A 14,540-nucleotide genomic window follows, 5' to 3' on the forward strand; every position below is an offset into this window, starting at 1 on the left:
AACCGGGAGCGTCAGGCGACCTGGCCCAGGCCGTGGTCGGTGTTGTTGAAGCGACGGCCGCCGGTCTCGGTGACCGTGACGATGTCCTCGATACGGACGCCGAACTTGCCGGGCAGGTAGATGCCGGGCTCGATCGAGAAGCACATCCCCGGCACCAGCGGCTGCTTCTCCCCCGCGACCATGTACGGCGGCTCGTGGGTGGTCACGCCGATGCCGTGGCCGGTGCGGTGGATGAAGTACTCGCCGTAGCCGGCGTCGCGGATGACCTGGCGGGCCACCCAGTCGATCTCCTCGCAGGCCACGCCGGGACGGACCGCCTCGAAGGCCGCCTGCTGGGCCTGGCGGACGATCGCGTGGACCTCGCGGATCTCGTCGGTGGGCGGGCCGACGGTGACCGTGCGGGTGGTGTCGGAGCCGTAGCCCTCCAGGAGGCCGCCGAAGTCGAGGACCACCGCGTCGCCGGTCTGGATGACCCGGCCGCCGGCCTCGTGGTGCGGGTTCGCTCCGTTGGGGCCGGAGCCGACGACCGTGAAGTCGACCTGCTCGTGGCCGAACTTTCGCAGCAACGCGGCCAGGTCGGCGGCCACCTCGGTCTCGCGACGGCCGGCGAAGCGTACGCCCAGGATCTCGCCGTAGGCGGCGTCGGCGGCCGCGCCGGCGGCAGCGAGCCGGGCCAGCTCGTGCTCGTCCTTGACCGCGCGGAGCATCGGCAGGCAGACCGAGAGCGACTCGTACGACGACGCCGGCAGCGCCTTCTGGAGGCCGAGCAGGTGCATCGCCCAGGTCGAGTCGGAGATGCCGTAGCGGCCGTCGGGGCGCAGCAGCGGCGCGACCGACTGGTACGGGTCGCTGCCGTCGGTCCAGTCGACCAGGGTCAGCGCGGGCGCGCCCACCGCGGCGGCGGCGTCGGGGCGCTCGAGGGCGGGGACCACCAGGGTCGGCGGCCGGTCGGCGGTGAGCACCAGCAGGGTGAGCCGCTCAGTGACCGCGGTCGGCTTGTACGCGGTGAGCCAGGTCAGGTCGGGCCCGATCCCGACGAGCACCCCGGACAGCCCGGCGGCCGTGGCGGCCTCGACCGCCCGTCGCATCCGGGCCGCGTAGTCGTCGGCGGTGAACTGTACGGTCATGCGCCCAGTATCGGGGTTTGAGAAAGCCGCGCCTCATCCCCCTGGGGCGATGAGGCGCGGCTGTTGTGTCAGGTGCTCAGGCGATCAGCGAGCGGATCAGGACGATCGCGAAGAACACGATGATGAAGGCCAGGTCGATCGAGAAGCCACCGACTCGCAGCGGCGGGATGACCCGCCGCACCGGCGCGAGGATGGGCTCGGTGACCGCGGTGACGCCGCGGGTCAGCCGGAACCGGAACGACCCGGCCATGGACGGGCCGGCGAGCGCGACGGACCAGTCGAGCACCGCGCGAGCGACCAGCAGCAGTTGCACCAGCAGCAGTACCAGGCTGACGAGGGCGAGCATCTTTCCTCCAGTTACCGAACGGGGTAGCTGCTACTACTGTGCGTCGGATTCCTGTGCGGATGCTGAGCGATCTCTGTGGCCCTAGGCGCACCGCCAGATGACCGCCCGGATGGTGTCCGAGGCGTCGTCCGACTGCCCGGAGATGATCTTCCCGTCGTCGCTGATCGCGTTGGGGATGTTGGTGAGCAGACCAGGGTCGTGCGGGGCCAGTTCCGGCAGCTTGACCTGCTTGCCGCCGGCGATCAGCGCCGCCCGGCCCTGCTTGGTGATCCCGACCTCCCAGCCCTGGGCGTTCAGCGCTTCCGGCTGCATGTCCCAGTCGTCGGCGATCTGCGTCTCGCCGGTGCGGACGTTCCAGCGGATCGCCCACATCTTGTCCGCCGGTTTGCCCGCCCGCGCCTCGTCGCTCTGGTCGGCCACGCCGATCGCCCAGCCGTTGCGGACCGAGAAGACTCGGGCGCCGACCGCCCTCTTCCCATCGACGGTGGGCAGCGGCAGCGCGCGATACGTGCCGTCGGGGAACCAGACATACGGCACCCGCAGGTCGAGATTCCCGACAACGGTGCCGTCCTCGTCGATGTCGCTCGCCGCGGAGCTCTTGGTGCCTTTCGGCACAGGGAGGCGAATCGGCGGCTGCGCCGGGCTCGGCCAGACCACCGCGTGATCGGCTGCGTCGCCCGTGATCGCGCCGGCTTCGTTGATCGCGGTCGCCTCACCGCGGCTCACGCCGGCGAGTTTCACGACCTTTCCGTTCACGTACGCGTACGGCACCGGCCCGGTGTCCGCTTCGGTCTTGCCCTGGTAACTCCAGCCGACCGCGGCGCCGGACGAGTTCACGTCCCGCAGCGACTCCTCCATGTCACCGGGCAGGTCGACCTTCTTGGCCTTGCCGTTGTGCCAGATGACCGCCTGGTAACCACCCTTCGGGTAGGAGCGGCCGACCTGGTAGCTGCCGGTCGGGTCGGCGCCGGAGACCAACGCCATCCGCACGCCGTCGGGGACGGGCAGCTTCTCGATCGTGCAGCTGGTGGGCGGGGTCGCGGCCGGGGCCCGCCACCCCGTGACGCCGGGGATCGTGTAGTCGCCCTTGGGTTCGGCTTTCTTCGAGGCGGAGGCTTTCGGCGCCGCGACCGGGGTGGTCGTGCCGGTCTTGCCGCGGTTGACGCCGACGGCGACGACGGCGCCCGCGATGGCCAGCGTGGTCACGGCCACGATCCCGGCGTATCCGACCCCGCGGCGGGTCTTGCGCCGCTGCCCGTCGGCCATGGCCCGGGCGATGTCGACGGTCGAGGGCTGCGGCGGCTCGGGATCGAGGGACCGCAGCAGATCGGTCTCGGATGGCATTATCGGCTCCTTCATTACGCTGCGGAAAAGCCTGCGAAGTCCCGCTCACCGAGCAGGCGTCGCAGGGTGGCGAGCCCTCGGGAGGTCTGGCTCTTGACCGTGCCGGCCGAGCAGCCGAGCATCACGGCCACCTCCTCGACCGGCAGGTCGTACAAGAACCGCAGCACCAGCACCGCCTGCTGCCGGCGGGGCACGCGCCGCAGGGCCGCGTGCACCACCTGACGGTCCTCGCTGCCGCCGTCCTCGAACGGCGGCGGCTCGGGTAGTTCCCGGAACAGGCGGACCCGGGCCCAGGCCAGCCGTCTCTCGTCCAGGAACGTCCGGACCAACATCGTGCGCACGTACGCGTCGATGTTGTCGGCGGCCTGCGCCCGCCGCCACTTCACGTACAGCGTGGTGATGGTCTGCTGCACCAGATCGTCGGCGCGATGTGAATCGCTGGTGAGGAGATACGCGAGCCGCCGCAGCACGGGTATCCGCGCCGTGACGTAGTCGACGTAATCCTCGTCCGAACCGTCCCGCATCGCCCGTCCCTCCGTTGGGTCATCACCCCTGAGACGGGGGCGGCCGATCGCCTGGTTGCACGTCAATCCCGGAGGGCGCCGATCAGGTCGGCGACCGGGGCCGGGCGGGCGGCGGCGAAACCAGTGCCCGCCCAGAGGTTCAGCGCGCCCGGGTCGCCCCGCTGCGCGGCCGCCGCCCGGATCGGGGCGGTCAGGTGATGCACCGCCGGGTAGCCGATCGGGGCGGCCGCCGAGTAGGCGTCGGTGAAGCGGTTACGCAGGCCGCGGGCCGGCTGGCCGGTGAACGCCCGGGTCACGACCGTCTCGCGGAAGTCGCCGGAGAGCATCGCGGCGCGCTGGGCCGGTCGGGTGCCGGCTTCGTCGGCCAGCAGGAAGCACGTGCCGCACTGGACGGCGGCGGCGCCGACGTCGAGCAGGGCGCGCACATCCGCCGCCGAGGCGACGCCGCCGGCCGCGATGACCGGGATGTCGGTGACCGCGCGCACGGCGGCGAGGACCTCGGCGGCGGCCGACGTGCCCCGGTAGCCGAACGGGCTGGTCGTCGAGGCGTGCCCGCCGGCCGCCCCGGCCTGGGCGATCAGCGCGTTCGGCTCGGCGGCGAGCGCCCGGCGCGCCTCGTCGGCCGAGGTGACGGTGACCAGGACCGAGCAGCCGGCGTCGCGCAGGGCCCGGGTGACGGCCAGGCCGGGTACGCCGAACGTGAAGCTGACCAGCGGTGTCGCGTACGCGATCGCCAGCTCCACCTTCGCCGCGAAATGATCGTCGTCGTCGAGTCGCAGCGGCGGCAGGTCGACCCCGTAGCGATCGGCCTCGGCCTGAAGCAGGCGCCGGTAGCGTTCCAGAGGCGAAGCGTCGGCGGGCGCCGCCATCGGCACGAAGATGTTGAGCCCGTGCGGCACGCCGCGCAGCGACCGCAGATCGTCCTCCACCGCCTCCGGCGTGCGATAGCCGGCGGCGAGGAACCCGAGCGCGCCGGCCTCGGCGGCCGCGAGGACCAGCGACGAGGTCGTCGGCCCGCCGGCCATCGGGGCCACGATGAGCGGGCGCAGGAGATCGCGCATGGCCCGACCCTACTCACAGACGCAGGTGTACCGGCTGGTGGTTGGGGCCACAATGCCTGGGTGGACCCGGTAGTGCGTCGCCGCGCGGCGGTCATCGCCGCTGCCGTCGCGTACGCGCTGGTTGCGGCCATGTGCCGGCCCCTGACCACAGCCGCCCTTGGCGCCGTTCTCGTCGTCGGGGCGCCGCTGTTCTGGGTCGGCGTGCGCCGTCGGCCGCGCCGCGCGGAACCGGTCGGTCGCCGGTCGGCAGTCGTGTGGCTGGGCGCGGGCGGGCTGGCCGCGGCGTTCGAGCTCGGCGTCTGGCTGGGGCCGGACGATGCTGCCCATCCGACGCTGAGCACGCTCGCCGATCCCCTGCTGAGCACGTACCCGGGCCGCGTGCTCGGGTATTTGCTGTGGGTCGGCGCTGGGCTGTGGCTGGTGAGCCGATGACGCCGCGCGCCGCCATCGTCGTGGGCTTCGCCGCGATCCTGGGTCTGGTGATCGCGACCGACCTGTTCTCGCGGCGGGCGGGATCGGGCGTGCGGCCGCTGTCGGCCACGCTGGCGGCGGCGCTGTGCTCGCGGGGCGGGCGCATTGTCATCCTCGGGTTCTGGCTCTGGCTGGGCTGGCATTTCCTGGCCCGGTAGCGGCCGTCTTACATCCGGGCTCTCAGCGCGTCGACCTCATATGCGGGCTCTGAGCACGTCGACCTCGCAGCCCGGCGCGGACGGGTCGAAGCCGTGCTCGGCCAGCCAGCGGATTCCCAGCAGGCTGCGCAGCGACCACCACGCGCGGACCACGTCGAGGTCGACGTCGGCGCCGTAGCCGGCGATGACGTCGCCGAGGTGCTCCTCGTGCCCGAGCGTCAAGGTGGCGAGGTCGAACAGGGCATCGCCCCGGCTCGCCTCGGACCAGTCGATCACGCCGGTGATCTCGTCACCGTCCACGAACACGTGGCTGAGCTGCAGGTCGCCGTGCGTGAACACCGGTGTCCACGGCCGGAGCGCAGCCTCGGCCACCTGGCGGTTGCGCGTGACCAATTCGGGGGGAAGAACGGCGTTCGCGAGGAGCCATGCGCATTCGGCGTCGAGGTCCGTGGCGATCTGGTCGAGGCTCCGGCCGGGCCATGGCGGCAGCGGCGCGTCGTGCAGCATCCGTACGGCGGCGCCCGCCGCGGCCCACGCCGCCGGCGATGCGGTCGACGGCTTGCCGAGGCGGCCGAGTGCTGTCCCCGGGACGGCGGCGAGGGCGAGCACGGACGGCTTGCGCCACAAGACCGCCGGCGTCGGGATCGGCGCCATGCCCATCGCCTCGACCTCGACGTCGGCACGCGCCTGATCGGCGTCGATCTTCAGGAACACGTCTCCGACGCGCAGGGTCGCGCGCTCGCTATGGGCGACGACGACCTGGATCTCCTCCACGCCGGTCATCATCGCGGGATGTCCACCGGCCTCGCCACGGGTTATCGCGTTTGCCGACGCCCTGCTGCTGGCCGCGTTCCTGATCGGCGTGTCGCTCACGCACGCGCTGGGGCTGGCCGGCGACAACACGTTCTCCTGGCTGCCGCTGCTGGTGCTGGCCGCGGCCGCCGGCACCGTCATGCAACTGCGCCAGGTGCTGGCAAGCCCGGCCGTGGCCGAGGACGAGACGTCACAGGCCCACCGCGCCGCCCGCGACTACGCCGCGGTCATCACCAGCGTCGGCATCGACCCCACCGAGGCGATCCGCATCATCGAGGCGGCACTGGGCCACGCCGCGACACCATGAACCACCGGTTGCTCGCTGCCGCTGTGCCCCGCCCGGATCTGCACACGGCCCGCCGCGCCGTTGTGCGGCGGTGACGAGCGGTGACTACGTGCGGTAGACGTCGGCGCGGTGGTCGATGCGGACAACGTGCACCGTTCGGGTCCGATCGTCGATGCGGTAAACCACCCGGTATACGCCGCGGCGGGCGCTGTGGTAGCCGGCCAGCTCGCGGGCGAGAGGCTTGCCCACGGTGCGCGGCTTGTCGAGCAGCGGCCCGGTAATGAACTCGCCGACCGCTGCGGCCACCGCCAGGCGCAGACCAGTCGGGGCCGCCTCGGTCAGCGCCCACCGGGCCGCCGGTGCCAGCGACAGCCGATAGGCCTGGTCAGCCACGCGACTCCCGCTCCACCCGGGCTGTCAGCTGCCGGCGCAGCTCGTCGGCGTCGACACCGCCGCCTGCAGCGAGGTCGGACTCGGCCTGCCGGATTTGCTCGATCGCGCCCGGGGTCGACAGCAGGTCCAGCGTCTCCTCCAGGGCCTGCAGATCGTCCACGGCCATCAGCACCGCCTCCGGCCGACCGTTTCGGGTGATCACCACTCGCTCGTGAGTGTCACGCACCGCGTCCATCACCGCCGACAAGCGGGCCTTCGCATCCGCCAACGGAATCGTATCCATGACCAGAATTCTAGTCACATAGCCCGTCAGCGGCATCCCCCTAGGCCAGGAAGGGCAGTCTTCGGCGGCTTCCGACGCCCGTCGACGGCTACGGCTGGGCGGGTGCCGACAGCACTATTCGGGCCTGCACGTCGCGGTAACCAGCCCGGCCGAAAGCAGCGGCCATCGGGGCGTTCCCGACGTCGGTGGTGGCGGTGATTCGGGTGGCGCCACGCTCGGCGTGCACCCGGGTCACCTCCGCGAGGATGTCGTCGACGTAGCCGTTGCCCCGCAGTTCGGGCAGCACTCCCAGGTAGCCGACGTTCGGTCCGTACGGGGTGGCCGACGGAATGGCGAGACCGGCAAGCTCGCCCTCCGGCGTGTACGCGAGTCGCCACCAGGCCCGGTCGCCCGGCGCTGCGAGATAGAACGCCAGCTCCTTGCGGGCGGTCGCCGTGGCGCCGACAGCCGCGAGGTTCCTGCGGGTCTCGGCGTCGAGGCTGCCCGCCGCGATACGCCGGAACATCTCGAGCATCACCGCATCGTCGGGCTCGGGTTTGAAGACCAGTCGCCCGCTGGGCGCGGGTACGCCGTCGGCCGGGCTCCACTCGTACTGCAGCCGCTGCACCTCGTGGGTGAGACCCGCGGCGTGCGCCGCCTCCCGGCGCCAGGCCACCGCAGCGGCCGCGCGCGGGTCGTCGGCCCACCCCATGGCCAGCTTGACCTGATACAAGGGCAATATGCCGAACGCCGAGTGCGCGGTGTCCAGCAGATCGGCGGCGACCGGAACGGGATCCACCACCGACTCGGCAACCGACAGGCAGTCGAGCACGGCCGGGCGCTCGCTGTCGGTACGACCCCACCAGACCGCGCGGGCCAGCAGCCGGCCGGCCTCGTCCTCGGCGATCCAGGTCCACTCCGGTCGGTACCGCCGCTCGGCAGCTTCAGCGTGATAGGTGTCCGCGGCGACCCAGCTCACCGGGGCCTCCACGGTCCACGCGAGCACCCGGTCAAGGTCGGCGGCCGTGGTCGCTCGAACGATCATCCCGTCATGCTAGGGAGGGCCGGGAATGATCGTCCACCGAGCCGAGCGTTTGACCGCCTCGCCGCTGATCGGACCGTTGTGCACGCCGGACGGCCGAGCGCCCGCGCGTGCCGCACCGTGAGCAGCCCGGCACACTTAGTATTGCCCGGTGCGGCGGCCTACCTGCTGCTGACCGCGCTGCACATTCGTGCGACGCCCGGTTTGTCCGAGAGCAGCGTCGCCTACCACGTGATCCTTTTCGTGTACGCCTTCGGCGGCTTCCGAAATCGTCCGGGTCCGCGAGCTCAAGGGCGGCTTCGCCAGCGCGGACGAGATCGTCGTCTATTGCGCCGAGTTCACCGGCGAACGTGTCGCCGTCATCCGGGACCGCCTGGTCTTCATCCCGCTCTGACGAAGCCACCCCGGCCGCTACGCCGCCAGCGGATCGTCGCCGATGTGTGCGGAGGTGGAGCTGTCGACGTCCAGGACCGCGCGGGCCACGGTCCGGCCGTCCGGGTCGACGGCCCGCAAGTGCAGACGGCCGCCGGCCCAGCCCTCCGGGACATCGGCGCGAACCGCGACCGCCGCGCTCAGCTGGTGGGGCTTGGCCTCCACCGAGGGCCCGAACGAAGCGGGCAGCACGGGCGCCGCCGAGTAGACCGGGCCCCAGGCGTACGTGATCCGGCCGGTGAACGGCCCGCTGCCGTGGTGCGAGACCCGGACCGCGAACGCGGCGACCCGCCCGAGCAGGTCACGGCCCGGAGCGACCGGCTCCACGTCGAGGACCAGCGTGGTCTCGGCGTTGACCGCCTGGGGATCGGCGCCGCCCAGGTCCTTGGGCTGCCGGTCGAAGGTGAGCAGACCGGCCATCTCGTGCTCGATGTCGTACAGCTCGGTGTACACATAGCCGCGGAACCGGTCGTGGCGGCGCAGCTCCTGGGTCTGCCAGCGCAGGTGCCAGCCACGTTCGACGCTGGTGAAGCCCGTGCCGTACTCGCTGTTGAGGTTGGGCAGGCCGCGCAGCGGCTGCCCGGGGACCGCGAGCGCCTTGCTGACCACGAAGTCGGGCCCGAGCTTCACCGGGAAGTCGACGCGGGCGCCGGCGACCAGGCCGTCGAGGGTGCGGGCCCACGAGATCGCGCTTTCGTCGTAGTAGTGCCAGTCGAGCAGGTCGGTGCGGACATGGGTCCAGCCCGAGTTGTCTACGATCGGCCGCGTGTGGTCGAGCTCCGCGAGTTTCTCGTACGCCGAGAGCACGGCGCCCTGTTTCGCGGCGTCGCCCAGCACGTCCCAGTCGAGGCCCCACTCCTCGTTGTAGAGACCCCAGATCACGATGGCCGGCGAGTTGCCGTCGCGCTCGACCATCGGCGCGATCTGCGCCTCGAACGCCTCGGTCGACGCCGCCGAGAAGGTGCCGGTCGACGCCGGTTCGCACCAGAGCAGCATGCCGGTGACGTCGGCGTGGTGGACGAACCGCGGATCTTCCAGCTTGAGATGCTTGCGCACCAGGTTGTAGCCGAGCGACCGGGCGAGACGCAGGTCTTCGGCGAGCGCCTCGTCGGTCGGCGCGGTGATACCGCTGGACGGCCAGTATCCCTGGTCGAGCACGCCCTTTACGTAGAGCCGCGAACCGTTGAGCAGGATGTCCTCGCCGACGACCTCGACCCGCCGCAGCCCGGTGTACCCGCCGACGCGGTCGACGCCGTCGGGAGACGAGAGCTCCGCGTCGACGTGGTACAGGTGCGGCCGATCGGGCGTCCATCGGATCGGGTCGGCGACGGCGAGCCGGACGGAGGCCGTACCGGTGGAATCGAGGATCACGTCGGCCGGAGCCGCGCCGCGCAGCCCGACCCGCACAGACGCCCCGGCCGCATGGTCGCCGGAGGCGGCCACCCGAACCTCGATGCCGTCGAGCCCGTCGTCCGACCGCAGCCGCAGCGAGGTCAGGTGGGTGGCCGGCCGGCTCTCCAGCCACACGCTCTGCCAGATGCCCGACGACGGCGTGAAGCAGACCCCGTCATAGTCGGTGCGCGGCAGGCTGCGCTGCTTGCCGTGGGCGATCTCGCGCTTGTCGTGTAGCGCGTGCACCCGAACGACGATCTCGGCGCGAGCGGCGCCGAGAAAATCGGTGATGTCCACTTCGAACGGGATGTAGCCGCCGATGTGCCGGAGAACCTGAGCGCCCTCGACCCACACGGTCGTCTCGTGGTGGGCCGCCCCGAAATGCAGCACGACGCGCTGCCCCGACCACGCGGGCGGCACCACGACGGAACGCCGGTACCATCCGGTGGACAGCCACTGCTGCGCGATCCCGGAGGCGCGGGTCTGCCAGGCGTACGGAACATTGATCTCTTGATCCCAGACCAGCTCCTCGGAGGAGGCCCGCCCGGCGGGATCGGCGGCGAACTCCCACCGGCCGTTGAGGCACAGCCAGCTGTGCGACCGGTCGAAGTGCGGGCGCGGGTACTCGGTACGGGGCGTCATGCGGTGTCTCCTGTGTGCATTCGGGCCGGTCAGCCTTTGACGCTGCCGGCGAGGATGCCGTTGATGAAGTGGCGTTGCAGGGCGATGAAGATCAGCAGCAGCGGGATCATGGCGATGCTGCTGGCCGCGAGGAGCTCGCTCCAGACGGTGGCGAAGTCGGCGCCGACGCGGTTGCCGGTGATGTTCTGCGCGAGGGTGGAGAGCACCACCTGCAGCGTCTGATGTCGCTCGTCGTTGACGGCGACCACCGGCCAGACGAAGTCGTTGTAGATGTTCATCATGGTGAGCACGGCCAGCGCGGCGATGCCGGTCCGGATCACCGGCACCACGATGCGGCGGAAGACGCCGAACTCGGTCGCGCCGTCGACCCGGCCCGCGTCGAGCAGCTCGTCCGGGATCGCGGCGATGGTCTGCCGCATCCAGAAGATGCTGAATGCGTCGATGCTGCCCGGCAGGATCAGCGCCTGGTACGTGTTCGTCCAGTTCAGCGTGCTCATCTCGAGCAACAACGGAATGATCAGTACGAGCGTGGGCAGCATCAGGGTCAGCAGCACCAGGCCGAAGAGTGCCTCCCGGCCGCGGAAGCGGTACTTGGCGAACGCGTACCCGGCCAGCGGGCAGAAGAACAGCGTCATCGCGCCCTTGACGACCAGCACGATGCCGGTGTTCACGAAGCCGGTGCCGATCGGCACGTCGGCGAACATCGCGCGGTATCCGGCCAGGGTGGCGCGGGCCGGGTCGAAGCCGAGCGGGTCGCTGATGATCTCGGCGGCCGGCTTGATCGAGGAGCTGAGCGCCCACCAGATCGGATAGAGGAACAGCACCGCGAGGACGGTGAGCACCACGTACACGATGGGCCCTGGTTTTTTATTCATCGCGGGCTCGCAGCAGTCGGACCGACACCAGCGAGAGCGCGAAGACCAGGATCACCAGCAGGAACGAGTTGGCCGCGCCGGTGCCGAGGTCGGAGGCGGTGATGTGGTCGTACAGGTAGAGGCCGGCCGTGGTGGTCGAGCCGTACGGTCCGCCCTGGCTGACCACGAACGGCTCGGCGAACATCTGGAACACCGCGAGCGTCTGGATCACCAGCAGGAAGGAGAGGCTGCGCCGCATCAGCGGAACGGTCATCGACCAGAACTGCCGCCAGCGGGACGCGCCGTCGAGGTCGGCCGCCTCGTACACCTGGCCCGGCACCGCCTGGAGGCCCGCCAGCAGGATGATGATCGCGAAGCCGGTGGTCTTCCAGAGGAACAGCAGCGCGAGCGTGGGCTTCGACCAGGCGGTGCTGGTCAGCCAGCCCACATCGGGCAGGCCGACCAGGTTGAGCAGATGGTTGACCAGCCCGTAGTCCCGGTCGAACACGACGATCCAGACCTGGGCCATGGCGACCAGCGGCGTCACGAACGGCGCGATGAAGGCCACCCGGAACGCGCCGCGCAGCCGCAGCTTCGCGTTCGCCAGCAACACCGCCGCGGCGAGGCCGGCCGCCAGCTGCAACGGCACGACCAGCAGCCACATCACCGCGCTGTTGCCCAGCGACGACCAGAACTCGGGGCTGGTCAGCAGGTAGGTGTAGTTGTCCAGGCCGATCCAGCGGGCCTGACCCGCCCCGGTCCAGTGGGTGAAGCTGAGCCGCAGCGCATACGCGAGGGGGTAGGCGCCGAAGGCCGCGAAAACCAGGAAGAACGGCAATATGAAGAGGTACGGGGCGGGTCGGGCGCGCGTCACGCCCGGTCCACGAGGTTGCGCTGGATCTGCTTGGTCGACTCGCTGAGCACGTCGTCCGGCGACATCTTGCCCTCCATCAGCTTCTGGAGGTTGTTGCCGAGGTAGTCGACCGACTTGGCCCACCAGGCCGGGATCGGCGCGGCCGCGGGGATGGTCTTGGCCACGTCCACGGCCACCTTCCACAGGTCCTGACCGCCGAGCGCGTCGACCGGCTCGAACAGCGGCTTGGCCGGGTCGAGCGCGGGCAGGTAGCTGGGCACCGAGGTGTTCAGCCCGCCGGGGTAGGTGTCGTTCTTGCCGTAGACCGCGGTGTAGCCCGGCTCGGTGAAGGTGAGGAACTCGTACAGCCGCCAGGCGAGCTCCGGGTTCTTGGCCTTGGCCGGGATGACGAAGCTGCTGCCGCCCATCGCGCCGCTGCGCGCGCCGCCCGCGGTCCAGGCCGGCAGCGGCGCGGCCCGCCACTTGCCCTTGGTCTTGGTGAGCAGCGTCTGCGGCGCGAAATCCCACCAGATGGCCCAGGGCACGAAGGCCTGGGTGCCGTCCTCGAGGGCGGCGAGGTCGGCGGGCTTGAGGTACGGCTGGTGCGTGACCAGCTTGTCGTCGACCGCCGACTTGATCCACCCGAGGATCTTCTGGTACTCGGCCGATTCCAGGCGCAGCTTGCCCTGGTCGTCGCTGAGGCTGGTGCCCTGCTGGTTGGCGAGCATCTCGAGCCAGAGCTGGCCGAGGAACGGGTCGCCGTCGAGGTGGATCGGTTTGGCCTTGGGGTTGCGCTCGCGCAGCGTACGCGCGGCGGTGAGCAGGTCGTCGTAGGTGCCAAGCCCGGCGGGATCGACGCCGGCATCCTGCAGCAGGTCCTCGCGATACCAGAGGAGACCCGGGTCCAGGTCCCACGGGACGCCGTACACCTTGCCGTCCACCGTGTTGACCGAGAGCTTGTACGGCGCGGTCTTGTCCCGGTAGGGCGCGATCAGCGAGGTCAGGTCGTACAGATGCTCGGCCTGACCGGCGATCTTCGCGTCGTCCCAGAAGCTGCCGTCCGGCACACCGGCGCCGGAGATCAGCGTGTTGGCCAGCTTGGCATCGATGTCCACGGCCTGGTGGTCGACCGTCACCTGGGGGTACGCGGCGCGGAACTTCGCGATGGCGGCGTCGAAGACCTTGAACAGGTCGCCCGAGCGGCTCCACACGGTGATCGAGCCGGCGAGCGGGGCGCCGCTGGAGGGCGCGGTGAGGGCCTTGGGCGCGGTGTCGTCGCCCCCGGCGCCGCACGCGGCGAGGGCGGTCATGGCGCCGAGGCCGGCGGCGCCGCGGAGAAGGGTTCGGCGAGAAAGGGCGCTCATCTGGACTCCCGGTGAGAACGGAGCTGGTGGCAGCTCTGCATCGTTGCAAACAGACTGCACCTGGTTCTGCAACGATGCAAGATCTAGACTGGAGCGAGTTCGCATAGGCTGACGGCAACCGATGGGGAGGTAGCAGGCATGCGCGACGCCACGCTGCGGGACGTGGCCGGCCGGGCCGGCGTGTCGATCCGCACCGTCTCGAACGTGGTGAACGGCTACGCGCCCGTCTCCCCCGAACTGCGCGCCCGGGTCGAGACGGCCCTCGAGGAGCTCGACTACAAGCCCAACATCATCGCCCGCAACCTCAAGCAGGGTCGCAGTGGCCTGATCGGCCTGGTCGTGCCCGAGCTCGACGTGCCCTACTTCGCCGAGCTCGCCCGCGCGGTGATCACGGCCGGCCGCGCACACGGCTACACGGTCGTGCTCGACCAGACCGACGCCGACCCCGACCTCGAACGCGAGCTGCTCACCCGCAACTCCCGGCTCACCCTCTTCGACGGCCTGATCCTCAGCCCGCTCACGCTGAGCGCCGAGGAGCTGCGCAAACGCGGTAACCGGGTCCCGCTCGTGCTGCTCGGCGAGCACGTCTTCGACGGCAGCTTCTCGCACGTGGCGATCGACAACGTGGCGGCCGCGCGCGAGGCCACCCTGCACCTGGCCGGGCTCGGCCGCACCCGGATCGCCGCGATCGGCGACCAGCCCTACCGCACCGGCGAGACCGCGCAGCTGCGCACGGCCGGTTACCAGCAGGGGCTGGAGCGCGCCGGCCTCGCGTACGATCCGGCGCTGGTCCTGCCCACCGAGCGCTTCCACCGACGCCTCGGCGCCGCGGCCGCCGAGCACCTGATGGCCCAGCCGAACCCGCCGGACGCGCTGTTCTGCTACAACGACCTGCTGGCCATCGGGGCCATCCGGGCGCTGCTGCGCGCCGGGGTGCGGGTGCCCGACGACGTCGCGGTGATCGGCATCGACGGCATCGAGGAGGGCGAGTACACCACGCCCAGCCTGAGCACCGTGGCGCCGGACAAACGGCAGATCGCCGGCCTCGCGGTCGACCGGCTGGTCGCCCTGATCAGCACCGGCACACAGGCGGCGCCGGCCGAGGTACGGGCCGGGCACACGCTGCTCGCCCGGGAGAGCACTCTCGGGCGGCCTTGACCGCTCCTGCGTCGCGTT

At 71.0% G+C, this 14,540-nt stretch carries 17 protein-coding genes; 4 read left to right on the plus strand and 13 right to left on the minus strand.

Translation table 11 applies throughout. The features are described from left to right. Positions 1–11 precede the first annotated feature (11 nt). The 5 genes from ACIA5D_RS26600 to ACIA5D_RS26620 all read right to left on the minus strand — a co-directional run bounded on the left by ACIA5D_RS26600 (position 12) and on the right by ACIA5D_RS26620 (position 4,402). A complete protein-coding gene (locus ACIA5D_RS26600; protein WP_396032912.1) occupies positions 12–1,127 on the minus strand; it encodes an aminopeptidase P family protein in 1,116 nt (371 codons plus the stop codon). A gap of 76 nt (positions 1,128–1,203) precedes the next feature. Continuing rightward, complete coding sequence (locus tag ACIA5D_RS26605) at positions 1,204–1,473, minus strand: YggT family protein (RefSeq protein WP_396032913.1); 270 nt, start codon at positions 1,471–1,473, stop codon at positions 1,204–1,206. 81 nt (positions 1,474–1,554) lie between these two features. Continuing rightward, a complete protein-coding gene (locus tag ACIA5D_RS26610) occupies positions 1,555–2,817 on the minus strand; it encodes a hypothetical protein (protein WP_396032914.1) in 1,263 nt (420 codons plus the stop codon). Positions 2,818–2,831: 14 nt separating this feature from the next. Beyond that, entirely contained in the window at positions 2,832–3,341 is a 510-nt protein-coding gene (locus ACIA5D_RS26615) for a SigE family RNA polymerase sigma factor (RefSeq protein WP_396032915.1), read from the minus strand. Between the two features lie 62 nt (positions 3,342–3,403). After that, a complete protein-coding gene (locus ACIA5D_RS26620) occupies positions 3,404–4,402 on the minus strand; it encodes a nitronate monooxygenase (RefSeq protein ID WP_396032916.1) in 999 nt (332 codons plus the stop codon). Between the two features lie 60 nt (positions 4,403–4,462). Here ACIA5D_RS26620 and ACIA5D_RS26625 point away from each other — a divergent pair, with 60 nt between their 5' ends. Then, positions 4,463–4,834, plus strand: coding sequence for a hypothetical protein (locus ACIA5D_RS26625; RefSeq protein ID WP_396032918.1), 372 nt, complete (start codon positions 4,463–4,465; stop codon positions 4,832–4,834). Continuing rightward, complete coding sequence (locus tag ACIA5D_RS26630) at positions 4,831–5,031, plus strand: DUF6186 family protein (RefSeq protein ID WP_396032920.1); 201 nt, start codon at positions 4,831–4,833, stop codon at positions 5,029–5,031. The genes ACIA5D_RS26625 and ACIA5D_RS26630 overlap by 4 nt, the downstream gene beginning before the upstream one ends. Positions 5,032–5,067: 36 nt before the next feature. Here ACIA5D_RS26630 and ACIA5D_RS26635 read toward each other — a convergent pair whose 3' ends face one another. Further along, entirely contained in the window at positions 5,068–5,814 is a 747-nt protein-coding gene (locus ACIA5D_RS26635) for an aminoglycoside phosphotransferase family protein (protein WP_396033085.1), read from the minus strand. Between the two features lie 79 nt (positions 5,815–5,893). On the opposite strand from ACIA5D_RS26635, the gene ACIA5D_RS26640 reads away from it, so the two are divergent. Beyond that, positions 5,894–6,151, plus strand: a complete 258-nt coding sequence (locus tag ACIA5D_RS26640; RefSeq protein ID WP_396032922.1) for a hypothetical protein — start codon at positions 5,894–5,896, stop codon at positions 6,149–6,151. Positions 6,152–6,235: 84 nt separating this feature from the next. Here ACIA5D_RS26640 and ACIA5D_RS26645 read toward each other — a convergent pair whose 3' ends face one another. The 7 genes from ACIA5D_RS26645 to ACIA5D_RS26675 all read right to left on the minus strand — a co-directional run bounded on the left by ACIA5D_RS26645 (position 6,236) and on the right by ACIA5D_RS26675 (position 13,364). Next, the gene (locus ACIA5D_RS26645; protein WP_396032923.1) at positions 6,236–6,523 is read right to left on the minus strand and encodes a type II toxin-antitoxin system RelE/ParE family toxin; all 288 of its coding nucleotides are present in this window, start codon (positions 6,521–6,523) and stop codon (positions 6,236–6,238) included. Beyond that, complete coding sequence (locus ACIA5D_RS26650; RefSeq protein WP_396032924.1) at positions 6,516–6,806, minus strand: type II toxin-antitoxin system Phd/YefM family antitoxin; 291 nt, start codon at positions 6,804–6,806, stop codon at positions 6,516–6,518. The genes ACIA5D_RS26645 and ACIA5D_RS26650 overlap by 8 nt, the downstream gene beginning before the upstream one ends. An 88-nt stretch (positions 6,807–6,894) precedes the next feature. After that, positions 6,895–7,830 carry a GNAT family N-acetyltransferase gene (locus ACIA5D_RS26655; protein ID WP_396032925.1) on the minus strand — a complete coding sequence of 312 codons (936 nt, stop codon included), beginning with the start codon at positions 7,828–7,830 and terminating at the stop codon, positions 6,895–6,897. A gap of 408 nt (positions 7,831–8,238) precedes the next feature. Beyond that, positions 8,239–10,293 (minus strand): glycoside hydrolase family 2 protein, encoded by a 2,055-nt coding sequence (locus ACIA5D_RS26660; protein WP_396032926.1) that lies wholly within the window; start codon positions 10,291–10,293, stop codon positions 8,239–8,241. A 29-nt stretch (positions 10,294–10,322) separates the two neighbouring features. Continuing rightward, positions 10,323–11,168, minus strand: a complete 846-nt coding sequence (locus ACIA5D_RS26665) for a carbohydrate ABC transporter permease (protein ID WP_396032928.1) — start codon at positions 11,166–11,168, stop codon at positions 10,323–10,325. Next, positions 11,161–12,021, minus strand: a complete 861-nt coding sequence (locus ACIA5D_RS26670) for a carbohydrate ABC transporter permease (RefSeq protein WP_396032929.1) — start codon at positions 12,019–12,021, stop codon at positions 11,161–11,163. The genes ACIA5D_RS26665 and ACIA5D_RS26670 overlap by 8 nt, the downstream gene beginning before the upstream one ends. Further along, the gene (locus ACIA5D_RS26675) at positions 12,018–13,364 is read right to left on the minus strand and encodes an ABC transporter substrate-binding protein (protein ID WP_396032930.1); all 1,347 of its coding nucleotides are present in this window, start codon (positions 13,362–13,364) and stop codon (positions 12,018–12,020) included. Before ACIA5D_RS26675 ends, ACIA5D_RS26670 begins: the two co-directional genes overlap by 4 nt. Positions 13,365–13,502: 138 nt before the next feature. On the opposite strand from ACIA5D_RS26675, the gene ACIA5D_RS26680 reads away from it, so the two are divergent. Beyond that, the gene (locus ACIA5D_RS26680) at positions 13,503–14,522 is read left to right on the plus strand and encodes a LacI family DNA-binding transcriptional regulator (RefSeq protein WP_396032932.1); all 1,020 of its coding nucleotides are present in this window, start codon (positions 13,503–13,505) and stop codon (positions 14,520–14,522) included. Positions 14,523–14,540 lie beyond the last annotated feature (18 nt).

The sequence above is a fragment of the Actinoplanes sp. NPDC051513 genome (assembly GCF_044454685.1).
GTDB lineage: Bacteria > Actinomycetota > Actinomycetes > Mycobacteriales > Micromonosporaceae > Actinoplanes.